Here is a 26,698-nt window from a genome sequence, read left to right as displayed (position 1 = left end):
ATGAATGACATATTTGTATACCCTTTGCAAAATTCAAAAGAATATAAAGATATAATAAATTGTATAAATAATAATAAAGGCTCATTATTAATTAATGGCCTTTTAGCAGTACAAAAACCACATATAGCTTACTCTATGTATAGGGATTTAAATAGACAAACTATTTTTATAACAAATAGTGATTTAGAAGCTAAAAAGGTTTATGATGATTTAAGTTTTTATATGAAGGATAAGGTAGAATATATTGGGTTTCAAGATATTTTATTTTATCATTTGGATGCAAAGGATAGAAGTGAAGAAGCTAAAAGGTTAAAAGTATTATTAAAGTTAGCTAAGGGAGAAAATATAATTTTAGTAACATCTATTGAAGCTGTTATGAGAAAATACATACCTAAAGAAATACTTTTAGAAAACATCTATACATATAAAATAGGTGATGTAATAAACCTAGAAAAATTAAGTGAAACCTTAGTAAATTTAGGTTATGAAAGAGTTTCAAAAATAGAGGGATTTGGACAATTTAGCATAAGAGGTGGAATAGTAGATATATTCTCTCTAGAATATAATAATCCTATTCGTATGGAATTATTTGATGATGAAATAGATTCTATACGAACTTTTGATGTTTTCTCACAAAAATCTATAGAGAAAATAAATAAATTTTCTATAACTCCATCAAGAGAATTTATATATCCTGAAAATGTAGAAGAAGCTGTAGATAAAATTAAAAAAGATACAGACAAGAACACTAATGAGGATGTATTTTTAAATATAGATAATATAAATAGTAAAACTTATTTCCAAGGTATAGAAAACTATATTGACTATTTATATCCTGAGGAAAATAAAAGTATTTTTACCTACCTACAAGAAAATGCTATAGTATTCTTTAATGATATAAGTAGGACTAAAGAAAGATGCGAAAACTATTTAAATGAATTTAAGGAAAATTATAAATTAAATCTTGAAAGAGGTTTAGCTATAAAAAATCAAGGGAAATTATTATATACATATAATGATTTAGATTTTTTATCAGAAGGTAGAAAATTAGTATTAAATACACTTTTACCAAAACCAATAAATGATTTTAATGTAAAATCAATAATAAATTTTGATTCTAGAGAAGTTCCAACTTTCAATGCGAAGGTAGATGTTTTAGCAGAAGAATTAAACAGATTGAAGTATAACGGATACAAAATAGTACTTGCTACTAACACATATGACAGAGCAAAAAAATTACATGCAGACTTATTAGATTTAGATTTAGAATCAACTATATCTAAAGATAGAGATATGGAGATAAAATCTTCTCAAATAGTGATTATACCTGCTCGTATAACTAGTGGTTTTGAGTATAAGTCTATAAAATTTGTAGTAATTACAGATAACGAGATGATAGGGGTTCATAAGAGAACTTCAACATCTAAATCTAAGAAGCAGAAAAAAGGAAAGAAAATAGAGTCATTCTTAGATTTAAATATAGGTGATTATGTAGTTCATGAAAATAGTGGGGTTGGTAGATATACAGGTATTGAACAAATAACTGTAAACAACATAAAAAAAGACTATATGAAGTTAGTTTATCAAGGTGGAGATAATCTATATGTACCTATAGACCAAATGGATAAAGTACAAAAATATATAGGTGTAGAAGAAGACAAGGTTAAGTTAAATAAACTAGGAACTAATGAATGGACAAGAGCTAAGGCTAAAGTTAAAAAAGAAATAGAAGATATGACTAAGGATCTTATAGAGCTTTACGCTAAGCGTGAAAAAGTAAAAGGATATAAGTTCTCTAAGGATACTCCTTGGCAGGGTGAATTTGAATCATTATTCCCGCATCAAGAAACAGATGATCAATTAAGAGCTATAGAAGAAACTAAAAAAGACATGGAATCAGATAAAGTAATGGATAGACTTATCTGTGGAGATGTTGGATATGGTAAAACAGAAGTAGCTATAAGAGCAGTATTTAAAGCTTGTATGGATCAAAAACAAGTAGCTGTATTAGTTCCAACAACTATATTAGCTCAACAACATTATAATACTTTTAAAGAAAGATTTGAGGGTTATCCAATACGAGTTGAGGTATTAAGTAGATTTAAAACTCCAAAGCAACAAAAACAAATTATAGAAGATGCTAAAAAAGGTTTAGTTGATGTTTTAATAGGAACTCACAGAATAATATCTAAGGATATAAATATGCCTAATTTAGGTTTAGTTGTAATAGATGAAGAGCAAAGATTTGGAGTAAAGCATAAAGAATCGTTAAAGAAAATTAAATCTACTGTGGATGTTCTTACACTATCTGCAACTCCTATACCAAGAACACTTCATATGTCACTTAGTGGAATAAGAGACATGAGTGTTATAGAAGAACCACCACAAGAAAGACATCCAGTAATTACTTATGTTACAGAAGCTAAAGAAAGTATAATTCAAGATGAAATAGAAAGAGAATTAGGTAGAGGTGGCCAAGTATTCTTTGTATATAATAGGGTTGAGCGTATTGAAGAAATGGCAAGTATGATTCAAAGATTAGTACCTGATGCTAAGGTTGCTATTGCCCATGGTAGAATGACCTCAAAAGACCTTGAAAACATAATATTAGGATTCTTAAATAAAGAATTTAATGTTTTAGTTTGTACAACGATTATAGAAACAGGTATGGATATATCAAATGCTAATACTATGATAGTATATGATGCAGATAAAATGGGTCTAGCTCAACTTTATCAATTAAGAGGTAGGGTTGGAAGAAGTACTAGACAAGGTTATGCATACTTAATGTATGAAAAAGACAAGTCACTTAGTGAAATAGCAGAAAAGAGATTAAAAGCTATAAGAGAGTTTACTGAGTTTGGGTCAGGTTTCAAAATAGCAATGAGAGACCTTGAAATAAGAGGAGCAGGAAATATACTAGGCTCACAACAACATGGTCATATGGCTGTAATTGGATATGACTTATATGTAAAAATGTTAAATGAAGCAATAAAGAAAGTTAAAGGTGAAGTTGTTTCAGAAGATATAGATGTAGAAATAGATTTAAGTGTAAATGCGTATATACCAGATAATTATATAACTGATGAGTTAATTAAGATAGAAATGTACAAAAAAATAGCATCTATAGAAAGTAAAGAGGATATGTATGAGGTTCAAGAAGAATTAGAAGATAGATTCTCAGATATACCTAAATCTGTAGAGACTTTATTAAAGATAGCATATATAAAAACACTATGTAAGAAGTTAAAAATAGAAAAAGTAAGACAAATAAAAGATGAAATATTATTAAATCCGTTAACTAGATATAAGACAAAGGAAAAAATAGGTTATAATATAGTTAACGAGTTAGAAGAACTTTTAGAAAATATGTGTAATTTAAAATCAAATTAAAGACAAGGAAGGGTGTTTAATTGTGAAGAAAATAATAGCATTAACTTTATCATCTTTACTGTGTATATCTGCAGTAGGATGTAGTAGTAAAAAAAATAATAGTGATATTGTAGCAAAGGTAAATGAAAATAATATAACAGTAAAACAATTTGAATCAACATTAGCTTTATACAAGGAATCTTTAGAATCAATGTATGGAAGTACTATATGGGATACTGAAGTAGAAGCAGGAGTAAAGTATAAAGATAAATTTAAAGATATAATGCTTGATCAAATGATAGATATAGAAGCAGTATGCGAACAAGCTAGAAAAGATAAATTAGCTCCATCAGAGGAAGAAGTAGATAAAGCTTTCGAAGAATTAAAGAAAAATATAGATGCAGATGAAGAGTATAAAAAGAAATTAGAAGGTTTAGGTATAGATGATACATATCTTAGATCTCAGCAAGAACAAGATTTAACAATACAAAAGTATAAAGATAACTTTGATAAGAATTTAAAAATATCAGATGAAGAAATGAAAAAGTATTATGAAGAGCATAAGGCAGATTATTATAAAGATGAAGTAAAAGCATCTCATATACTTATATCTACTGTAGATGATAATGGAAAGGAACTTTCTGAAGCTAAGAAAAAAGAAGCTAAAAAGAAAGCAGAAGAAGTACTTAAAAAAGCTAAAAGTGGAGAAGAATTCTCAGAACTTGCAAAAGAATACTCTGATGATCCAGGGTCTGCAGCTAATGGTGGAGATTTAGGATACTTCACTAAAGGACAAATGGTGCAACCATTTGAAGAAGCGGCATTTAGCTTAAAATCAGGTGAAATATCAGGATTAGTAGAATCAGAATATGGATATCATATAATCAAAGTTTATGACAAAATAGATAAACAACTTACATTTGATGAAGTTAAAGATGAAATAAAGAAAACTTTAACAGAAGATAAATATATGGAAAGTATTGAAGCAATAACAAAAAAGGCTAAAGTAGAAAAAAATGAATCTGTAATAAAGAAAGTTAAGTTTTAATTTTTAAAAGCTATGTATAGTAATACATAGCTTTTTTTGCATATTTTTCTTGTCATTGGTAAAAATAAGGTTAAAGTTACTAACTGGAGGGATAATTAGAATGAGAGCAACTGGAATAGTTAGAAGAATAGATGACCTTGGAAGAGTTGTTATTCCTAAAGAAATAAGAAAAACTTTACGTATAAGAGAAGGAGACCCTTTAGAAATATTTACAGCTAAAGATGGCGAGGTAATCTTAAAGAAATATTCACCTATAGGTGAATTAAATGAATTTTCTCAAGAATATGCAGAAACTTTAGGTGAAACATTAGGATGCGGAGTAATAGTTACAGACCTAGATTCAATAATAGCAGTTTCTAAGCTTCCTAAAAAAGAGTATAAAGAAAAGAGCATAAGCAATGATTTAGAACAACTAATAGAAAATAGAGAATCAAAACCATTTAAAGATAGTAAATTAGTCCCGCTACATAAGGACGATGCTATGGAGTATACACATCAAATAATTATGCCTATAGTAAGTTCATCAGGGGATTGTATAGGATCTATAGTTTTAATTTCAAAAGAATCAGAGATGCTATCTGAGGGTGATGAAAAAATACTTAAAATAGCGGCTAATTTTTTAGGAAAACAAGTTCAGTAAAATATAAAAAAGACCCTTATAGGGTTCTTTTTTATTTATAAAAAATTAAATTGATTAAGCCTAGTTATAATTTTTTATACACAATAATATATTTAGAAAACTAAAAAGCTTAATTTAAAAATATTATAAAAGTAAAATTCATCTATATTATTTTGGGATTTTTGGTAATATGTTGAATGTCATATTGAATATATGATATATTAAAGTTTGTTATATAAATAATTTGGAGGGAAAGTTATGAGTAGTGTTAAAGCAAAAGACTCATTTTTAAAAGGAGCCTTTATACTTGGAATGGCAGGTATTTTAGTTAAAGTAATGGGGGCATTCTTTAGAATACCACTAGGAAACCTTATAGGTGCAGAAGGTATGGCTTATTATCAAGCAGCATATCCAGTTTATACCCTATTTTTAACTTTAGCTACAGCAGGATTTCCAACTGCGCTTGCTAAGTTAGTTTCAGAAAAGAATGCAATAGGTGACCATAAAGGTGCTCATAAAATATTCAAAGTATCATATACAGTATTATTTATGACTGGAATATTAGCATTTTTAGTATTCTTCTTTGGGGCAGATTACATAGTAAATAATATAATGAACAACCCAGGTGCAAAAAGTGCAATGCTAGCAATAGCACCAGCTCTTATATTTGTTCCACTTATGTCTTCATATAGAGGATACTTCCAAGGAAATAGAGATATGAATAAGATTGCTATATCTCAAATAGCAGAACAATTCTTCAGAGTTATTTTAGGTATTGGATTAGCATATTTCTTAATGGAAGGTTATGGACCAGAATTAGGTGCAGCAGGAGCTATCATGGGGGCTACTATAGGTGCTGTAGCATCTATATTATATTTAATATTTGCATATATTAAGGGAAGTAAACAACGTAAAATAGATATAAAAAATAGTAAACACTTTAGAGATGAAAGTGTAATGACTGTGCTTAAAAAGCTTTTAGTTGTGGCAATACCTATAACAATAGGTGCATCTGTAATGCCATTAGTAAATATGATAGATAACGTAATAGTTATAGATAGACTTATGGTTGCAGGATATACACATACACAAGCTTTAAAAATGTTTGGTCAATTAACAGGTATGGCAATGTCTATAGTAAACTTACCATCTGTTATAACAGTTGCAATGAGTATGAGCTTAGTTCCAGCTATATCAGAAGCTTTTGCTTTAGGAAATAAAGTTAAAGCTAGAAAAGATACAAAGAGTGCAATAAAAGTAACATTACTTATAGTTTTACCATGTGCATTTGGTATAGCTTCACTTGCAACACCTATAATGCAATTACTATATCCAAAAGAACCAACAACTGTAGGAACTATACTTTTATTCCTTACACCATGTGTAGTATTCTTAGGGTTAATACAATCTATGAATGGTATACTTCAAGGTATGGGAAAACCAATGATACCAGTTATTGCATTAGTTGTAGGTATGATATCTAAAATAGTTATAAGTTACACATTAACTGCAATACCATCAATAAATGTATTAGGTTCTGCAATAGGTACAGTATCTGCATATTTTATAGCGGTTTTAATAGAGCTTGCTTGTATAAAGAAAGCTATGGGAGTAAAGTTCCCAATTAAAGAATTTATTATAAGACCATTAATAACAGTTATAACTATGTTTATAGCGGTCAAACTAAGTTATGCTTTCATAGCAGGTCTAATAGGTGGAAAGCTAGCAACTTTAATATCTATAGCTATAGGTGGAGTAGTGTATGGATTGGTTTTAATAGGAATAGGTGGTATCAAGAAAGAAGAAATACTTACTATGCCTAAAGGAAACAAGATATATACAGTACTTAGAAAACTGAAACTTATGAAGTAATAAATAGAATATATATACAAATAAAGGAAATACTTATAAATAGTTAATTTCCTTTATTTATTTTATAAAAATAAATTTATAATAAGAAATACAAAAGAGGAGTGACAAAATGTCTAAAATAAGTATTGTAGGACTTGGACCAGGAGAATATTCTCTTATAAGCCAAGGTGCTTTAGATGCTCTACATTCAAGTTGTAGAATATATCTAAGAACAGAAAAACACCCAATTGTAAATAAGCTTAAAGAAACTATAAAATACACTTCTCTAGATTATTTTTATGATAGTGAAGAAAATTTTGAGGATGTTTATTATAAAATTTCTAAACATATTGTAGAATTAGCTAAAGAAGGAGATTTAGTTTATGCAGTTCCAGGTCATCCTAGGGTAGCAGAAAAAACAGTAGGAATAATAGAATCTATGGCTAAAGAAAATAATATAGAAGTTGAGACAATAGCTTCTATGAGCTTTGTGGATGCAATGTTTAACTACTTAGCAGTAGACCCAGCGGATGGATTTAAATTAATAGATGCATTTGAAATAGAAAATTCATATATAGATACAAATACTAGTATGATTATAACTCAAATATATGACCATTTTATAGCATCGAATATAAAGTTAAAGCTTATGGAATATTATGATTATGATCAAGAAGTATGTATAGTAAATGGCGCAGGTGTTAAGAATTTAGAAAGTAAGAAATATGTACCTCTGTATGAATTGGATAGAAGTGAAAATTTATTTAATTACTTAACTAGTTTATATATACCAAAAAGTTCTAAAAAGATGTATAATACAGTACATGACTTAGAAGCTATAATGAATACTTTAAGAGGCGAAAATGGATGCGATTGGGATAAAAAACAGACGCATGAATCTCTAAAGAAATACGTTATAGAAGAAGCATATGAGCTTTGTCAGGCTATTGATAATGATGATATCGATGAAATGATAGAAGAACTTGGAGACATTCTTTTACAGGTTATATTCCACTGTCAAATAGGAAAAGAGGAAGGTTACTTTGACTTAAAGGAAGTAGTAAATGGAATTTGTACAAAACTTATTAATAGACACCCACATGTTTTCAATAATGTCGATTTAGATATGAGTCAATTTGAGAAAACTTGGGAAGAATTAAAAAGAGATGAAAAGGGTGAAACTAGTATAACTTCTGGTTTAAAAAGAATTCCAAATCATTTACCTGCACTTATAAAAGCTGAAAAAATTCAACATAAAGCAGCACTTATAGGTTTTGATTGGGACGATATAAAGGATGTATTTGAAAAAATTGAGGAAGAATACAAAGAACTACTTGACGAATGTAAACAAGGAAATATAAAATACATAAAGGAAGAACTAGGAGATTTACTTTTCTCAATAGTAAATTTAGCTAGATTCTTACATATAGATTCAGAAGAGGCATTAAACCTTACAAATCAAAAGTTCATAAATAGATTTGAATTTATGGAAGAAAATGCGTCTAAACTACATAAAAAGTTAGAAGATTTGACGCTTGATCAAATGGAAGAACTTTGGCAAAGTGCTAAGAAAAACAAATTGTAAAAATTAAAAGGAAATTTGTCAAAAATCTAGAATTTATAGTTATAAAATTATAGTTCTATATTATAAATATTTTAGGAGGTATAACCGTCGTGAATAAAGCAGAATTAGTATCAAAGATGGCAGAAAAAAGTGAATTAACTAAGAAGGAAGCAGAGGCTGCATTAAATGCATTCATGAAATCTGTTGAAGAAGCATTAGTAGCAGGAGATAAAGTTCAATTAGTTGGATTTGGAACATTCGAAACTAGAGAAAGAGCTGCTAGACAAGGAAGAAATCCTAGAAATCCTGAAGAAGTTATAGAAATACCAGCTTCTAAAGCTCCAGTTTTCAAAGCAGGAAAAGGATTAAAAGATATAATAAACGGATAATTAAAATGAAAAAGTGTGGGAGTATATACCACACTTTTTCTGTATATAAGGGAGGCGTATTTATGAGATTAGATAAATTTTTAAAAGTATCAAGAATAATAAAGAGAAGAACAGTTGCAAAAGAAGCTTGTGATAAGGGGATAGTTACTATAAATGGAAAAGTAGCAAAGTCTTCATCAGAGGTTAATATAGGAGATTTATTAGAAATTCAATTTGGGGAAAAGAAGATGAAGTTTAAGATAAATGAGATAAGGGAACATGTATTAAAAAATGATGCAAAAGAAATGTATGAGATAGTAGAATAAAATTAACAATCCCTCAGTATATTTATATTAGTATAAAATAAAATATTTTTGCTGGGGGGATAATATGGAACATAGTATAACATTAAAAGATAGATCTAGTTTGCATATATCAGGCATAGAACATATTTATTCTTTTAATGATAAAAAAGTAGAACTTAGAACATCTGCAGGTGAAATGGTAATAGAAGGCGAAAACTTAGATATGGGAAAATTAAGCTTAGATGAGAGTATTATAACTGTTGAAGGAACTATAAACTCTATAGTTTATTCTAAGGAAAGAAAGCCACAAGAAAGTTTTATAAAGAGGTTATTTAAGTAAATGATTCCATTTACAGAAGATTTAAGCTCATTTTATGCCACTATATATGGTGGCTTACTTATAGGTTTATTGTTTGATATAAATAGAAGTTTGAAATCTAATTTTAAAATATTAAAATATTTCTCCATAGTTTTTAATATAGTATTTTGGATAATGGCAACTGTAATTATATTTATAACAGTAAACGCTATAGAATCTTTTGATTTAAGATACTATCATTTTGTGGCTTTATTAATAGGTTTTTTATTATATTACAATACAATAAGTAAATTTGTTCTAAAAATGCTCAATAAAATAATTGGATTTATAGTATTTTTAATAAAGAAAACTATAATTTACATATCTGTAGTCTCTGAAAGTTTATATTATATGGTTGTTTATACTATACACCTTTTACTAGATACTATATTTTTTATACCAAATTTATTTTCAGCTACTAAGAAGGTTATAAAAAGAAAGCATAGAATTAAATTAAAGGTAAACAAAAAAGCATAGGTAAGGTGTAATTGATATGAACATAAGAAAAAAGTTTTCGGCCCAATTTATGTTAGTAACAGTTTTTATTTTGTTTATAGTATATACATTAATAAGTAACTTTGTATTTCAAGTAAAGAAATTAAATGAGTACAAAGCTGAAATATCATCATTAAATAAACAGATAAGTAGTACTAAAAAACAAATTGAAGAGTTAAAAAAAATAGAAAATGGTAATACAAGTGAAGATTTAGAAACCATAGCAAGAAATCGACTTAATATGGTTAAACCTAATGAAATAGTATATATTGATATAGGAAAAGAAGGTAAATAATTTACCTTCTTTTTGTTTATAAATAAATAGGTTAGAAGTATGATAGAGTTTAGAGTGTACTTTTAGTAAAGTTAATTTCTTAGCGATAAATGTGTAATATTGATTATTAAATAGTATTTAACTGATATAATAAATTTAGAATTATAAAATTTATTAATTTAGATAGATTAAGAGTTTAACTAAAAATAGATAGAAGGAGATGAATTTATGAAGATTGGTACTATAGATATAGGAACGAATTCAATGAGACTTTTAATAGCGGAGTATAGAGATGGAAAATTAGTAAATAGAAAAAAGTATGTGAACACAACTAGAATAGGACAAGGTGTTGATAAACAAGGATATATAACAGATGATGCAATCGAAAGAAATATAAAAGCTTTAGTGGAATTTTCTAATATATGTAAAGAGGAAAGCTGTGAAAAAGTATACTGCATGGGTACTTCAGCACTTAGAGATAGTAAAAATAAAGATGTATTCGTTAAATTAGCTAAAGATAAAGCAGGTATAGATGTAGATATAATAAGTGGTGAAAAAGAATCAAATCTAGGATTTATGGGTGTATTAGAAGGAATAGAAAATGCAGAAGACATATTAGTAATAGATATAGGTGGAGGTTCTACTGAGTTTATTATAGGAGATAAAGAGGGAATAAAATTTTCTAAAAGTGAAAATGTAGGGGCACTTAGAATGACTGAAAAATTTTTACATCAAGATCCTATAAATGATAATGAATTTGAAAGTATGAGTAATTTTATATACGAAGAGGTAAAAAATACATTAGAATATATAAAAAATAATAAAGTGAAAAAGCTTGTAGGTATTGGAGGAACAATAACTTCACTTTCAGCAATGAATCAAGAACTAGAAGTATATTCTATGGAAAAAATACATAATAGTAAGATTAATTTGAGTGAAATAGAACTAATTCTACAAAATTTAAAAAGGATGACACTAAATGATAAAAAATCCTTAAAAGGGCTACAGCCTAAAAGGGCTGATATTATCACTGCTGGTGTAGAAATACTACATACAATAATGAAAAATCTAGAAATAAAAGAAATAACAGTAAGTGAATATGATAATTTGGAAGGCTTAATGTGTCAAAATATAAAAAATATGTCTTAATATTTTAAAATTATTAGAACTGATTATGACAAAATAAATCCTACTTTCTTTGCTACAATCTCCTTATAAAAAGCAAAAGAGGGAGGATTTTTTTATGGACAAGAGTTCAATGAGTATATCAAGGAATAATATTAATTCAGAAAAAATAAATATACATTTGTTAAATTATATTGATTCTAATGTAATAATATTCAGTTTGATAGGTTTTTTATTAAGTAGAACAATTTTAATAGGCTCTATAGCACCTTTAGGTATAGCATTTTTTTTAGGTATAAGTAAGGTAGAAAGGTATAGAATACCGATATTCATATCTACAATAATTGGAGTAATATCATCTGGCAATTCTATTCCATATATATTAAAGTATATTATTTGTTTATTTATATTTATGATTATAAGTAACAAAATAAAGAATATTAATTCTTACTTGAAGTTATCATTTATTGGAGCGTTTATAATTTTCCCTATATCATTAGGACAAGTTATATTATCTAATAAATATTTATATGATATATTATTATGCTCAATGGAAGCAATTATTACATTTATTTCTATTTATATATTTTCATTTGGAATAAACCTCATAACAAATATAAATAATAGAATATCTGTAAGAGTTGAAGAATCTATAGCTTTAAGCTTTATAGCTATATTTAGCATAATAGGTATTGGTAATATAGAAATATTAGGTGTATCTATACAAACAGTTTTAGCGACAGTATTAATATTAATTACATGTATAATAGGTGGTGCAACTATGGGTGCTAGCTCTGGGGTTGTTGTAGGTATAGCCTTTTTAGTTAACAATATATCTTCAGCAATTTATATGGGAATATATTCTGTTGCAGGATTGGTTGGTGGAACATTAAATAAACTAGGTAAATATTTTTCTATATTAGGATATGTACTAAGTTGGGCAATGGTATATGCTTATACATCAGGAATTGAGTCTAATATACATCAAATTAGAGACATGTTAATAGCTAGTTTGATAGTAGTTATATTACCTAATAAAATATTTAATAAAATAGAAAAATTATTAAAATTAAATATAGAATCAAATGACGTAGTTTATGATTATATAAGAAGAAGTAAAGATATGACTAATAGTAAATTGATTAATATGTATAAAGCTTATGATGAGTTAGCAGATACATTTGATAAAATTAGAGAAAAAGATAAGGTTATAGATACGAGGGATATAGCAAATATTGTTGACATGATACATAATGATGAATGTAGAAACTGTAGTATGAGAAGACGATGTTGGGATTTAAATTTTTCTCATACATATATGTTAATGAGCCAAGTTTTAGAAGAACTTGAAGATAACGGACAGGTTACTATTGAAAGTATTAGTGAGGATTTTAGAAAGGAATGCTTAAAACCTGAAGAGATTGTAAAGATAGCAAATTATTATTATAAATTATTTTTAGTAGATTATAATTGGAGCTTAAGATTTTCAGAAAGTAGAAAATTGATAGCTAATCAAATAAAAAGCATATCAAAATCAATAGAATCACTATCAAAAGATTTAGAAGGTAATATTGTTTTAGATTTAGAAAAAGAAAAAAATATTTATGATCAGTTACAAAGATATGGAATACCAGTTAATAGAGTTAGTTACATGAGTAAAGGTTTAGATGATTTTGAAATAACTATAGATAAAAACATATGTAGTGATGGATGTATGTGTGAAAATAAATTAACTAAAGTACTTTCAGATATAGTAGAAGAAAATATTACTGCACAAAAGATTGGATGTCATTCACTAGGAGGAAAGTGTAAAATAAACTTTACTAAAGCCCAAAAATATAAAGCTATAACAGAAGTTGCAGGAATGTCTAGAGATGGACATATATTATGTGGTGATAACTATACATATATGGATATAAGTGATGGTAAGTATATGGTGGCTATAAGTGATGGAATGGGTAAAGGTAAGAAAGCTTATGAAGAATCTTATATAACTATAGATATTTTAGAAAAAATGATGGATGCAAAGATAGACGATGAAATAGTTATAAATACTATAAATAATATGTTGCTATTGAAGTCTTCTGATGAAGAGATGTTTTCAACTTTAGATTTAGGAATAATAGATCTTAAAAAAGGAACTTTGGAAACTATAAAAATGGGAGCATGTTCTACTTATATAAAAAGAAATGATAAAGATATAGATTTAATATCTTCATCATCACTTCCAGTTGGAATACTTTCAGATATAAAACTAGATAGAAAGATAACTAAAGTTAATTACGGTGACTATATAATAATGGTATCAGATGGAATACTTGATGCAGGTAAAAATAATAACTTAGGAGATAACTGGCTTATATACTTCTTACAAAAAATTAAAACGACTAATCCTAAAGAGATAGCAAATCTAATACTAGATAGGGCACTTGAGATACAAGATGGGGTTGTTGAAGATGATATGACAGTGCTAGTTACTAAAGTATGTAGTAATTAAATTAATGTTATCAACAATATGTGAATAAATTGTTAACAATATGTGGATAACTTTTGGTTTTTATATAAAATAAGCGTAAGTATTGAAATTACAAAGTTTGACAAAAATACACAAAGTATAAAATTTTTATATAAAAATATAATTTTAAAATAAATATAGACTTATCAATAAAAAATGATTAAAAAGCTATTAAATATGTTGATAAGTCTATAATTATTGTTGATAATATATAAATAAAATAAATATATAATAAAAATTGTTATAATAAATATATTGAAAAATCTAGATTTTTGTAGAAAACACATCTGTTAATATGTTGATAAGTATGTGGATAAATTAATAATAATTATTAATTTTACAAAGATAGAAATTGAATATTATTGCCTAAAAAAGCCATCCTAATAAATAAGTATATTCTATTGAAAGGATGGCTTTTTATGAATAAAAAATTAGTTAAATCCATTATATCATTGTGTATATTTATTTTATTTATAGCAACATCATTACAAAAAGCTAATGATAGATATAATGATACAGCAGTGGTTGAAGCTATGGTTAATGATGAAGAAAAAAATAATGAAGAAAATGATAAAGCTGAAAATAAATCTAAAATTGACTATAGCAAAACTAGCTGGAGTCTTCAAAATTTATATAAAAGTGAAGATGAATGGAATAATGAATTAAAGAAGTTTACTTCAGATACTAAAGAGTTAAAAAACTATGTGGGAAAAGTAACTAAATCCAAAACACATTTATCTTTTGCATTAGACATAAAAGAGAAATTAGATATAAGATTAAATAAACTTTATGGATACGTAAAGTTAAACCAAGATACTAATAAAAATTCATATAAGTATATTGATATGAAAGAAAATATAAATAGGGTAAATAGAGAGTACTCTAATATATGTTCAGATTTGGAATTAGAAATACTTAAGTTATCAGATAAAGAATATAATAAGTTTATGGAAGATAAAAAATTAAATAAAAAATATGGCATGTACTTAAAAGAAATTAGACGATCTAAAGACTATTATTTAGATGAAAAGTCAGAACGTTTACTTGCTAATACTTCATCTATATCGTCTTTGCCTGGGCAAGTTTATGAATTATTTAAAAACATGGATAAAAAAACAAATTTTAATTCTGCAGAGTATAAAACAGCTTTAGAAAGTTCAGATAGAAATGAAAGAAAAAGTGCATATCAAAATGAGTTTATAGCGTATAATGATAATATAAACACGCTATCGGGTTTACTTATAGGTCAAGTTAAAAAAAATGTATTTTATTCTTCTGAAAGAGGATATAAATCATCTTTAGACATGTATTTAAAAGGTGATGACATAGATGAAAAAGTATATAATAAACTAATTGAAACTGTAAATGATAACATGGAAAGTCTTCATAAATATGTAAGTTTAAGAAAAAAGGTATTAAATTTAGATAAGGTACATTATTATGATATGTTTACACCAATGGTAGAAGCAGTTGATGATAATCTAACTTATGATAAGGCTCAAGGAATAATATATTCAGCACTATCTCCTTTAGGGAAAGAATATGGAGATGTAATTTATAAAGCATTTAATGAAAAATGGATAGATGCTTTTGCTAATGATAATAAAGTGAGTGGAGCGTACTGTTTATCTATATATGGTAACCATCCTTATGTATTGCTTAATTATAATAATTCATTGGGATCAGTATCAACATTAGCTCATGAATTGGGACATGCAGTATATGAGTATATGAGCTCTAAAAATCAAAGTTATTTTAATTCAAATCCATCTATATTTACTCATGAAGTTGCATCAACTACTAATGAAGCATTATTATATGAAATGCTTATAAAAAATTCAGAAAATGATCAACAAAAGGCATATTATATAACTCAATATTTAGACTTAATAAAAGATACTTTATATATTCAAACTATGTATGCTGAATTTGAGAAGACAATACATGAACTAGTTGAGAATAACAAGAGTATAAATGCATTAGTTTTAGATGATATATGGGGACAATTACTAACAAAATATTATGGTAAAGATTATGAATTAGATCAATTAGCTAAAGTTGGTTGGTCAAGAATACCACATTTCTATAATAGTTTTTATGTTTATAAATATGCTACAGGATGTAGTGCAGGAGTAAGTTTTGCTCAAGATATATTAAAAAATGGATCTGATAATTATATAAACTTTCTTAAAAAAGGAGGGTCTGATTATCCGATTAATGTTCTAAAAGATGCGGGTGTTAATTTAACAAGTACAAAGCCTATAGAGAATACTATAAATAAATTTGATTCCTTAGTTAAAGAATTAGAGAAACTAGTTTCAAAATAATTTAAATGACAATATAAAGTCTTAATGCTAAAATATAAATAAAGTTCTAGCGTTAGGGCTTTATTTATTGAGAAATAAAATGAATATACATATAAAATATTTTAATAAAAATAAATAAAATTATGAGGAGGTTAACAATGCAAAAAAAAGTAAGAAAAGCTGTTATACCTGCAGCAGGGTTAGGTACTAGATTTTTACCTGCAACTAAGGCGCAACCTAAGGAAATGTTACCAATAGTTGATAAACCAACATTACAATATATAATAGAAGAAGCTGTTGCTTCAGGAATAGAAGAAATACTTATAATAACAGGAAGAAATAAAAAATCTATAGAAGATCACTTTGATAAATCAGTTGAATTAGAGTTAGAATTAGAGAATAAAGGTAAAAAAGAATTATTAGAAATTGTTCAAAATATATCTAACATGATAAATATACATTATATAAGACAAAAAGAACCTAGAGGGTTAGGTGATGCTATATACTGTGCAAGACATTTCATAGGAGATGAACCATTTGCCGTGATGTTAGGTGATGATATAGTTGATAATGAAGTTCCTTGTTTAAAGCAGCTTATGAATGTATATGAAGAATATAGAACTACAATATTAGGTGTTCAAACAGTTGATGATGAAGATACAGATAAATATGGTATAATAGCTGCAAAGTATATAGAAGATAAAGTATATAAAGTAAAAGATTTAGTTGAAAAGCCAGAGCCAGGTAAGGCTCCATCAAATATAGCTATTTTAGGAAGATATATAATAACTCCTGAAATATTTGATATACTAGAAACATTGCCTCTAGGTAAAAATGGAGAGGTTCAACTTACAGATGCATTAAGAATGTTATCAAAAAAAGAAGCAATGTATGCTTATGATTTTGATGGAGTAAGATATGATGTTGGAGATAAGCTTGGTTTCTTAAAGGCTACAGTAGATTTTGCATTAAAAAGACCAAATTTACAAAATGACTTTATACAATATTTAAGAGAAGTATGTGACAAATTTGATAAGAAAATAACTGAAAATGAACAATAATGGAGTGATAATATGAGTAGTAAGAGTCAAAAACAGAAGAAAAGAAATAAAATAATAGCACTATTTATAGTATTAACTTTAGTAGTTTCTAGTATGACAGCTTTATTAAGTGTCATAGCATCTATGTTATAGAAATTCAGGACTATATCCATATGGATATAGTCTTTTTATATATCCTGAATTGTATAATTAAATCAGACAAATATATAAACAAAAAAAGACACTTATGATATACTTAGTTAACCTACTAAAATCAACAAAAGGAGTACCAAAAATGTCTTTTAATCATATTAACATAAACTAGAAAATCACTAGACTATAAAACACCAAATGAGGTTATAAAAGAAGCAACTGGATTTGAAAGCTTACTTACATTTGCTTAGTGATTCATAAGTAATTTGTCTGATTTAAATTGACAATTCAGGTATTAAAAAACATATTTGATTTTGATAAAGTATTACTATATTTTAGTAGAGGCTAGGTTAAAATGAATTTTTTACAGTATTATGGTTAAATTATAAACAATATGTCTGATAACTCAAAATATAGTACACTAATTAACAAAAAAGTATATAAATGTTTACTAATTAACATATATAATATATAATTTCATTAATAACACTAACGGAGGAGATGAATATTATGGATAGAAATTTAGCACTAGAACTTGTTAGGGTAACTGAAGCCGCAGCTTTAGTATCGTCAAAATTTATGGGGAGAGGTGATAAAAATGGAGCTGATGGAGCTGCAGTAGAAGCAATGAGGAAAGCTTTTGAATCAGTAAATATAAGTGGAGAAGTAGTTATAGGAGAGGGAGAACTTGACGAAGCTCCAATGTTATATATTGGTGAAAAAGTAGGGAAGAGCGCTAGTGATAGTATGGAGGTTGACATAGCTGTTGATCCATTAGATGGGACAACTTTAATAGCGAAAGGTCTTCCAAATGTTATATCTGTAATAGCAATAGGATCTAAGGGGAGTTTATTAAATGCCCCAGACACATATATGAAAAAAATAGTAGTAGGACCAAAAGCTAAAGGTGCTATTGACTTAAATAAAACAGCTGAAGAAAATATAATATCTGTATCTAAAGCATTAGGAAAAAAGACGACGCAAATGACAATAGCTGTTCAAGATAGAGAAAGACATAATTATATAGTTGAAGCAGCTAGAAAATTAGGTACAAGAATCCAAATGTTTGGAGATGGAGATGTAGCAACTGCAATAGCAACTTGCTTTGATGATACAGGAATAGACATGATGATGGGTATCGGTGGAGGACCAGAAGGTGTAATAACGGCAGCTGCTATAAAATGTATGGGTGGGGATATGCAGGCCCAAATATATCCATTAAGTGAACAAGAAGTAAATAGATGTTATGAATTAGGGTTTACAGATGAAGAATTAGAAAAAGTATTAACTATTGATGATTTAGCTAAGGGAGATAATTTATTCTTTGCTGCAACTGGTATAACAGAGGGAGATTTATTAAGTGGAGTAAAACATATTGGAAGTAATAGAGCTAAAACTCAATCAGTAGTAATGAGAGCGAAGACAGGAACTATAAGATTTGTTGATGCTATTCATAGTTTAGATAAAAATGAGATATTAGTTGATTTAATGAAAAAATATAATATAGAATAGAACTAAAATAAGGAGCTATTTCTGATTAGGATCTAGCTCCTATATTAATTATAAAAAGCATAAATTTATTTATGAGATTAATATAAAAAATATTGTAGAGAAAAAAGTTCATACACTTTTCAAATATTTTTAAAATTTTTATACGATAGTTTAAATTTTTTTAAATAGTATAAAATATATAATAGATAATTAGGTTATATATTTAGTTTATTTATTGACCATACATATTAATGGTGATATTATTAAAATTAATTATTGATTAAACTTTTCTTTTTCACACCTTTGATTTCCCAAAGAGATAAAGATACATATTTATATGATAGATGAGGAGGATTTTTTTGAATTTAGATCAAGTAACATCAAATGAATTAGGTAGTAAAACATTAACTCAACTTAGAGATATAGCAAAAGAAATAGGTATAAAATCTGTAAGTAAATATAAAAAAAATGAATTAATTGAACTTATAAATGAAAATATAAAAAAGCAAGAGCCTGTAGAGGTAAAAACAAATATAGCACAAGAAAATAAGAAAGATGAGAACGTGGAAAATAAAAGCTATGTAAAGCCTTACGAAAAGAGAAATACGGATAATAGATATCAAAGAAATGAAAATAAATCATCGAATACAGAGTATGTAAATACAAGAAATAATAAAGGATACTATACACCTAAGGTTGTTGAAGAATCTAAAATAGTAGATGAATTCAATACGTCAAAAGATGATGAAGTAATGGGTGTTTTAGAAATATTACCAGATGGATTTGGATTTTTAAGAGGATCGAATTATTTATCAACAGAAGGGGATGTATATGTATCGCCATCTCAAATAAGAAGATTTAATATGAAGACTGGGGATAAAGTAAAGGGGATAACTAGACATCCTAAAACAGGGGAGAAGTTTAGAGCTCTTTTATATGTTCAAAAAATAAATGATGAGAATCCAGAAACTGCAATACAAAGAAAAGCATTCGAATTATTAACTCCAATATATCCAGAAGAAAGATTAACTTTAGAAAGAAGTCAAAGTGATATAGCTACAAGACTTATAGACTTAATATCCCCTATAGGTAAGGGACAAAGAGGATTGATAGTTGCACCTCCTAAAGCAGGTAAGACAAGCTTACTAAAAAATGTGGCAAATAGTATTGCCAAGAATCATCCAAATGTTGAATTAATAGTTCTTCTTATTGATGAAAGACCTGAAGAGGTTACTGACATGAGAGAATCTATAAATGGGGATGTTATATACTCTACTTTTGACCAAGTATCAAGTCACCATGTTAAGGTTGCTGAAATGGTTTTAAATAGAGCTCAAAGATTAGTTGAGCATGGAAAAGATGTTGTAATACTTTTAGATAGTATTACAAGGCTTGCAAGAGCTTATAACCTTACAATATCTCCAACAGGTAGAACTTTATCTGGAGGTTTAGACCCAGGAGCTTTACATGGACCTAAGAAATTCTTTGGTGCAGCAAGAAATATAAGACAAGGTGGGTCTCTTACAATACTTGCAACTGCATTAGTAGAAACAGGATCAAGAATGGATGATGTAATATTCGAAGAATTCAAAGGTACTGGTAATATGGAATTAAATCTAGACAGAAAATTAGCTGAAAAGAGAATATTCCCTGCTGTAGATATATACAAATCAGGAACGAGAAGAGAAGATTTATTACTTACTGAAGAAGAAAAAACTGCTCTTTGGAAGTTAAGAAGAGAAATGAGTAATAATTCAGTTTTAGAAGTTACTGATAAAGTTATTGAGTTACTTAAGAGAACTAAAAATAATGATGAATTTATAAAATCAATAAAAGGTCTTTAAGTAATAGAAAAACTCCTTGAATGGATAAAAAACTTATGCTATAATGGTGTAGTTGATATTGCAAAACGAAAAATTAATATATTTAATTTATAGAATAACGAAAGAGGTGAATAGAATGCAAAAAGATATACAACCAAAATACGAAGCTATAGAAGTACGTTGTGCTTGTGGAAACACATTCAAAGCTGGTTCTGTTAAGGACGAAATAAAAGTTGAAATATGTTCTGAATGCCATCCTTTCTATACTGGAAAGCAAAAGAATATAGAAGCTGGTGGAAGAATAGACAAGTTCAAGAAGAGATTCAAAATGGACTAGTCTTCTTAAAAAGAGGAGTTGGGAAACCAACTCTTCTTTTGTTTAATTACTGAATTTATATGTAGTAATACATCACAAATATATGACAATCAATTCATAGGGGGTACTAGGCATGTATAGACCAGTAAATCACGGATATATAGAAACTGTAATAGGTCCTATGTACAGTGGTAAGAGTGAAGAACTTATAAGAAGATTGAAAAGAGCTAAAATAGCAAAACAAAATATAGTTGTATTTAAACCTCAAATAGATGATAGATATAGTAAGGAAGATGTTGTTTCTCATAGTGGAGATAGTATAAAAGCTATACCTATAAGTGATTCTAATCAAATATATGATCATATAGATGAAAAAACTCAAGTAGTGGGTATTGATGAAGTTCAATTTTTTGATGATAACATAGTTGATGTAGCTATAGATTTAGCAGATCAGGGAATAAGAGTTATTGCAGCTGGACTTGATATGGATTTTAAAGGTGAAGCATTTGGACCTACACCAAGACTTTTAGCAGTATCTGAATTTGTTGATAAGATACAGGCTATATGCTCGGTTTGTGGACAACCTGCTACAAGATCTCAAAGGTTAATAAATGGGAAACCTGCGAGATACAATGATCCTATAATACAGGTAGGAGCAGTAGAAAGTTACGAAGCTAGATGCAGAAAGTGTCATGTAGTATATCGTGAAGATAAATAAGTTTATTAATATATCCTTTTAAAGTTTCACTTTAAAAGGATTTTTTGTATTATAATAAAGTATAGATATATAAATTAAATTTTGATTTAAAGAGGTGGGTAAATGAGCAATATATCTGTGGGAGGCCAAGCGGTTATAGAAGGCGTAATGATGCAATCTAAAGACAAAAGAGCTATTGCCGTAAGAAAAAGCAATGGAAAAATAGTGTTAAAAAAGAATAATATTAAAAGTTGGATAAATGAAACAAATATAAATAAAATACCTTTTTTAAGAGGGTCATTTATATTATTAGAAACAATGATAGAAGGAATAAAAAGTTTGAATTTTTCATCTGAATTTTTTATTGAAGATGGAGAAGAAGATGCTTTTGACAGATTTATAAAAAAGATATTTAAGGATAAAGCTAATGATGCAATAATAGGTATATCTTTAGTACTATCTTTATTATTTTCAGTAGGTATTTTTATACTTATACCAACAACGGTTGGGGGTATATTTTCAAAAATAATTGATAATAAGTTAATACTTAATCTAATAGAGGGAATAATTAGAATAAGTATATTATTTGCATACATAGTTATAATATCCCAAAATAGTGATATTAAAAGAGTTTTCCAATACCATGGAGCTGAACATAAATCAATACACTGTTATGAAAGTGGATTAGAATTAACAGTAGAAAATGCTAAAAAATTTACAACACTTCATCCTAGATGTGGAACGAATTTTTTATTTATAGTTATGTTTACATCAATAATATTATTTTCTTTCTTTGGGTGGCCTAATCCATTAGTTAGGGTTGTCATGAGGATACTATTTATTCCAATAGTTGCAGGTATATCTTATGAAATAATAAAATTTCTTGGGAAATATAATAATAAATTTACTAAAATTGTCGCATACCCAGGTATGATGTTACAAAAATTTACAACAAAAGAGCCAGATGATGAACAACTAGAGGTTGCATTGACTGCTTTAAAAGCTGTAATAAATGAAAAATAAAGGAGACAATATGACAATAAGAGATATAATCATTAAATACTCTCAAGAGCTAGAAAAAATAAGTGATACTCCAAGACTGGATGTAGAATTATTTTTACAAAAAGCTCTTGGTGGAGTTGATAGAATTTACATACATTTAAACTTAAATAAAGAGCTTACAACAGAACAATATGATGAATTTATAGAATATATAAATGATAGAATTAATGGAAGGCCAGTTGCATATATAGTAGGTAATAGAGAATTTATGGGACTAGACTTTTTTGTCAAAGAAGGTGTCTTAATTCCTAGACCAGATACTGAAACATTAGTTGAGGAAATAATAGAACTTTGCAAAAATAAAAGTGAAGAAATTAATATACTTGATATTGGAACTGGATCTGGGGCTATTACTGTAAGTTTAGCTAAATATATAGAAAACTCAAAAGTGATGTCTTTTGATATATCAGATATACCACTAGAAGTAGGCAAAGTAAATGCTATAAATAATGAAGTAGATAATAAAATTGAATTTGTTAAATCAGATGTGTTTAGTGCTATAAAAGATACGGAAAAGCAATTTGATGTAATAGTATCTAATCCACCATACATACCTAAGAAGGATATAGAAACTCTTCATACACAAGTGAAGGATTATGAGCCGTATAATGCTCTTGAAGGTGGAGAAGATGGACTTGATTTTTATAGACAAATAACTAAAGAATCAATAGACTACTTAAAGCAAGGTGGTATATTGGCATATGAGGTTGGACATGATCAAGCTGAAGATGTATCAGAAATTATGAAGTCTTATGGATATACTAAAATATATAAAAAGAAGGATATACAAGGCATTGATAGAGTTGTTATAGGTTTTAAACTATGATATAATCAAAGAATTGATATTGACAAATAAAGAGGTGAAAATATGCTAAAGAAGTTAGAAGTACTAGAAGATAAATATAAAGAGTTAACAGAAAAAATAAGTGATCCAGAAATAATAAATGATCAAAAGACTTGGCAAAAATACATGAAAGAACATGCTGATTTAGAACCAATAGTAATGAAGTACAGAGAGTATACAAATGTGTTACAAAGCATAGCTGATTCAAAGGAAATATTACAAGAGGAATCAGATGAAGAGTTAAGAGAATTAGCTAAAATGGAATTATCAGAAATGGAAGATATGGTTGAGCCATTAGAATCAGAACTTAAGATATTATTATTACCTAAGGACCCTAACGATGATAAGAACGTTATCGTTGAGATAAGAGGTGGAGCAGGTGGAGATGAAGCAGCTCTATTTGCAGGTGATTTATTTAGAATGTATTCTAGATATGCAGAGAGAAGAAGATGGAAAATGGAATTATTAAGTGCAAGTGATACGGGTGTCGGTGGATATAAAGAAGTATCATTCTTAATAAAAGGTAAAGGTGCATATTCTAGACTTAAGTATGAATCAGGAGTTCACAGAGTTCAAAGAATACCTTCTACTGAATCAGGAGGAAGAATCCATACATCAACGGCTACAGTTGCTGTTTTACCAGAAGTTGAAACTGTAGAAGTAAATATAAACCCAAATGACTTAAGAATAGACGTATTCCGTTCTTCAGGAAACGGTGGACAAAGTGTTAACACTACTGACTCTGCGGTAAGAATAACACATATACCAACAGGAGAAGTAGTTTCTTGTCAAGATGGTAAATCTCAGTTAAAGAATAAAGAACAAGCTCTAAAAATATTAGTAGCTAGATTAAATGATAAAGCTATAGCTGAGCAAAATAAAGATATAGCAGCAGAAAGAAAGAGTCAGGTTGGTACAGGAGATAGATCTGAAAGAATAAGAACTTATAACTTCCCTCAAGGAAGAGTAAGTGATCACAGAATAAACCTAACATTATATAAGTTAGACTCATTCTTAGATGGAGATATCGATGAAATGATAGATGCTCTAATAACTGTAGACCAAACTGAAAAGATGGCATCAATATAAATCCCTATTAATCTAGGGATTTTTTTGAGCAACTTAAATTATTTTGATGCTTTTTAAAACTTTAATTAGTACTAAGGCTTTAAAATATTGGATAAATATAGTATGAATAGATTAAAATTTATATAATAACTTTGGTAATGTTATCTCCATGTGAAGTATATAATGTTATATACAATACAAGGAGGGAGAATATGATACTTAGAATAACAATAATAGGATTACTTGCTGGTGTTATTGGTACAGGTCTTGGTGGAATTATATCTGCTTTATTCAAAAGAAATGTTGACCGATATTTAGACTTTTTTATGGGTCTATCTGGGGGAATAATGCTAGCTGTAGTTGTATTTGACTTGATGAAAGAATCTATGAATGAAATCGGTGTTTTACCTACTGTAATATTTACATTTGTGGGCGTATTATTAACTATGTTTTTAAAAACAAAATTAGATATGTCTAAAGAAATGAAAGCGGGATATCTTATATTTATAAGCATATTGTTACATAATTTACCAGAAGGGTTGGCTATAGGCTCATCTTTTATGTCTACTGAAACATTAGGTATGACACTTGCAATAGTAATAGGTATACATAATGTTCCAGAAGGGTTAGCAATGGCATTAAGTTTAGTTGGAAGTAGAATGAAAATATCTAAAGTTATTTTATTTACAATAATAGCAGGAATACCAATGGGAATAGGAAGTTTCATAGGTGCTTATTTTGGAGGAGTATTTCATTCATTGATAGGGGTATTTCTTGCATTAGCAGCTGGTACAATGATGTATGTCGTGTTAGAAGAGATATTCCCAAAGTCAAGAAGCTTATATTGTATAATAGGTTTTTTAATTGGAACAATAATTGTATATTACATCTAAAAATGAGATGAAAGCAGGTATACTAAAGATGAATACTATCATAAGTAAAATAGATATAAAAAATATAGATAAAAATGAGATAAAAAAACAAGCAGAATTAATAAAAGAAGGAAAAACTGTAATATTTCCTACAGAAACTGTATATGGATTGGGAGCAAATGCCTTAGATGAAAATGCTGTAAAAAAAATATACGAAGCTAAGGGAAGACCTAGCGATAATCCACTTATAGTACATATATATAATAAAGAAGAAGTATATAATCTAGCGAAGGATATAAATGAGAAGGCTGAAACTATAATGGAACATTTTTGGCCAGGTCCTATAACTATCATATTAAATAAGAAGGATATAGTTCCATATAAAACAAGTGGTGGATTAGAAACAGTAGCTATAAGAATGCCGTCTCATTCAATTGCTAGAGAAATAATAAAACAAGCAGGCGTTCCTATAGCTGCGCCATCTGCAAATATTTCGGGAAGACCTTCTCCTACTAAAGCAGATCATGTTTATGAAGAAATGAATGGAAGAGTTAGTGGAATAGTTTTAGGTGGAGATAGCAACTTTGGTTTAGAGTCAACAGTGTTAGATGTAACAACAGACACTCCTATGATACTAAGACCAGGAAGTATAACTAAAGAGGATTTGGAAAAAGTAATAGGTGAGGTTTTAATAGACCCTTCTTTAGCTAGAAAAGAGGACAATGATAAGGCCAAGGCACCAGGAATGAAATATACACATTATTCTCCAGATGCAGATGTATATATTGTATCAGGGAGTGAACACGATATTATAGAAAGAATAAATTCTCTTGTAGAAGAAAACGAAGAGAGTGGCTTAAAAACTGGAGTAATGTGTTTAGAAAAGAATAAAGATAATTACAAAGGTGAAGTTTTATCTTTAGGTAATACTTTAGAAGAAGTTGGAAGTAATTTATTTGATGCATTAAGACAAATGGATAAAATGAATATAGATATAGTATATTCAGAAGAATTTCCAACAGATGGAGTGGGGCAAGCTATAATGAATAGACTTTTAAAATCAGCAGGATATAAAACTATAAAAGCCTAGAAATATATCTATAAAAACATGAACAAATAATGTATAATATTA

At 27.9% G+C, this 26,698-nt stretch carries 23 protein-coding genes; all 23 read left to right on the top strand.

Annotated features, from left to right (window positions below):
- On the top strand, positions 1 to 3,393 hold the full coding sequence (gene mfd, locus BN7997_RS00765) for a transcription-repair coupling factor (RefSeq protein ID WP_071118976.1): 3,393 nt from the start codon (positions 1 to 3) through the stop codon (positions 3,391 to 3,393).
- Positions 3,389 to 4,420 carry a peptidylprolyl isomerase gene (locus BN7997_RS00760; RefSeq protein ID WP_074010941.1) on the top strand — a complete coding sequence of 344 codons (1,032 nt, stop codon included), beginning with the start codon at positions 3,389 to 3,391 and terminating at the stop codon, positions 4,418 to 4,420. The genes mfd and BN7997_RS00760 overlap by 5 nt, the downstream gene beginning before the upstream one ends.
- A gap of 100 nt (positions 4,421 to 4,520) precedes the next feature.
- Positions 4,521 to 5,060, top strand: coding sequence for a stage V sporulation T C-terminal domain-containing protein (locus BN7997_RS00755; protein WP_071118974.1), 540 nt, complete (start codon positions 4,521 to 4,523; stop codon positions 5,058 to 5,060).
- A 237-nt stretch (positions 5,061 to 5,297) separates the two neighbouring features.
- Entirely contained in the window at positions 5,298 to 6,911 is a 1,614-nt protein-coding gene (locus tag BN7997_RS00750; RefSeq protein ID WP_071118973.1) for a putative polysaccharide biosynthesis protein, read from the top strand.
- Between the two features lie 109 nt (positions 6,912 to 7,020).
- Entirely contained in the window at positions 7,021 to 8,475 is a 1,455-nt protein-coding gene (gene yabN, locus BN7997_RS00745) for a bifunctional methyltransferase/pyrophosphohydrolase YabN (protein WP_071118972.1), read from the top strand.
- 89 nt (positions 8,476 to 8,564) lie between these two features.
- On the top strand, positions 8,565 to 8,843 hold the full coding sequence (locus tag BN7997_RS00740) for an HU family DNA-binding protein (RefSeq protein WP_071118971.1): 279 nt from the start codon (positions 8,565 to 8,567) through the stop codon (positions 8,841 to 8,843).
- A gap of 62 nt (positions 8,844 to 8,905) precedes the next feature.
- Complete coding sequence (locus BN7997_RS00735; protein ID WP_071118970.1) at positions 8,906 to 9,148, top strand: RNA-binding S4 domain-containing protein; 243 nt, start codon at positions 8,906 to 8,908, stop codon at positions 9,146 to 9,148.
- A 64-nt stretch (positions 9,149 to 9,212) separates the two neighbouring features.
- On the top strand, positions 9,213 to 9,467 hold the full coding sequence (yabP, locus tag BN7997_RS00730) for a sporulation protein YabP (RefSeq protein ID WP_071118969.1): 255 nt from the start codon (positions 9,213 to 9,215) through the stop codon (positions 9,465 to 9,467).
- Positions 9,468 to 9,962, top strand: a complete 495-nt coding sequence (yabQ, locus tag BN7997_RS00725; RefSeq protein ID WP_071118968.1) for a spore cortex biosynthesis protein YabQ — start codon at positions 9,468 to 9,470, stop codon at positions 9,960 to 9,962. It abuts the gene before it with no gap.
- Between the two features lie 16 nt (positions 9,963 to 9,978).
- The gene (locus BN7997_RS00720) at positions 9,979 to 10,275 is read left to right on the top strand and encodes an FtsB family cell division protein (protein ID WP_071118967.1); all 297 of its coding nucleotides are present in this window, start codon (positions 9,979 to 9,981) and stop codon (positions 10,273 to 10,275) included.
- A 207-nt stretch (positions 10,276 to 10,482) separates the two neighbouring features.
- Positions 10,483 to 11,403 carry a Ppx/GppA phosphatase family protein gene (locus tag BN7997_RS00715; protein ID WP_071118966.1) on the top strand — a complete coding sequence of 307 codons (921 nt, stop codon included), beginning with the start codon at positions 10,483 to 10,485 and terminating at the stop codon, positions 11,401 to 11,403.
- A gap of 94 nt (positions 11,404 to 11,497) precedes the next feature.
- On the top strand, positions 11,498 to 13,876 hold the full coding sequence (gene spoIIE / locus BN7997_RS00710; protein ID WP_071118965.1) for a stage II sporulation protein E: 2,379 nt from the start codon (positions 11,498 to 11,500) through the stop codon (positions 13,874 to 13,876).
- Positions 13,877 to 14,427: 551 nt separating this feature from the next.
- Positions 14,428 to 16,221, top strand: a complete 1,794-nt coding sequence (gene pepF, locus BN7997_RS00705) for an oligoendopeptidase F (RefSeq protein ID WP_408638322.1) — start codon at positions 14,428 to 14,430, stop codon at positions 16,219 to 16,221.
- Between the two features lie 137 nt (positions 16,222 to 16,358).
- Positions 16,359 to 17,261, top strand: coding sequence for a UTP--glucose-1-phosphate uridylyltransferase GalU (gene galU, locus BN7997_RS00700; protein ID WP_071118963.1), 903 nt, complete (start codon positions 16,359 to 16,361; stop codon positions 17,259 to 17,261).
- Positions 17,262 to 17,903: 642 nt separating this feature from the next.
- The gene (gene glpX, locus BN7997_RS00695; RefSeq protein ID WP_071118962.1) at positions 17,904 to 18,905 is read left to right on the top strand and encodes a class II fructose-bisphosphatase; all 1,002 of its coding nucleotides are present in this window, start codon (positions 17,904 to 17,906) and stop codon (positions 18,903 to 18,905) included.
- 323 nt (positions 18,906 to 19,228) lie between these two features.
- Positions 19,229 to 20,728: a transcription termination factor Rho gene (gene rho, locus BN7997_RS00690; protein WP_071118961.1), complete on the top strand. Its 1,500-nt coding sequence runs from the start codon at positions 19,229 to 19,231 to the stop codon at positions 20,726 to 20,728.
- Between the two features lie 115 nt (positions 20,729 to 20,843).
- The gene (gene rpmE, locus BN7997_RS00685; RefSeq protein WP_071118960.1) at positions 20,844 to 21,044 is read left to right on the top strand and encodes a 50S ribosomal protein L31; all 201 of its coding nucleotides are present in this window, start codon (positions 20,844 to 20,846) and stop codon (positions 21,042 to 21,044) included.
- Positions 21,045 to 21,156: 112 nt separating this feature from the next.
- On the top strand, positions 21,157 to 21,741 hold the full coding sequence (locus BN7997_RS00680) for a thymidine kinase (protein ID WP_071118959.1): 585 nt from the start codon (positions 21,157 to 21,159) through the stop codon (positions 21,739 to 21,741).
- Between the two features lie 102 nt (positions 21,742 to 21,843).
- The gene (locus BN7997_RS00675; protein WP_071118958.1) at positions 21,844 to 22,743 is read left to right on the top strand and encodes a DUF1385 domain-containing protein; all 900 of its coding nucleotides are present in this window, start codon (positions 21,844 to 21,846) and stop codon (positions 22,741 to 22,743) included.
- Positions 22,733 to 23,608 (top strand): peptide chain release factor N(5)-glutamine methyltransferase, encoded by an 876-nt coding sequence (gene prmC / locus BN7997_RS00670; protein WP_242873365.1) that lies wholly within the window; start codon positions 22,733 to 22,735, stop codon positions 23,606 to 23,608. Before BN7997_RS00675 ends, prmC begins: the two co-directional genes overlap by 11 nt.
- A 42-nt stretch (positions 23,609 to 23,650) precedes the next feature.
- Positions 23,651 to 24,715: a peptide chain release factor 1 gene (gene prfA, locus BN7997_RS00665; RefSeq protein WP_071118957.1), complete on the top strand. Its 1,065-nt coding sequence runs from the start codon at positions 23,651 to 23,653 to the stop codon at positions 24,713 to 24,715.
- 191 nt (positions 24,716 to 24,906) lie between these two features.
- Positions 24,907 to 25,587, top strand: coding sequence for a ZIP family metal transporter (locus BN7997_RS00660; protein WP_071118956.1), 681 nt, complete (start codon positions 24,907 to 24,909; stop codon positions 25,585 to 25,587).
- Between the two features lie 28 nt (positions 25,588 to 25,615).
- On the top strand, positions 25,616 to 26,656 hold the full coding sequence (locus BN7997_RS00655) for an L-threonylcarbamoyladenylate synthase (RefSeq protein WP_071119008.1): 1,041 nt from the start codon (positions 25,616 to 25,618) through the stop codon (positions 26,654 to 26,656).
- The last annotated feature ends 42 nt before the right edge of the window (positions 26,657 to 26,698 follow it).

It is taken from the genome of Romboutsia timonensis (assembly GCF_900106845.1).
Lineage (GTDB): Bacteria > Bacillota > Clostridia > Peptostreptococcales > Peptostreptococcaceae > Romboutsia > Romboutsia timonensis.
The sequence above is the reverse complement of the archived record's forward strand: the minus strand, read 5'-3'. Positions and strand labels throughout refer to the sequence as shown.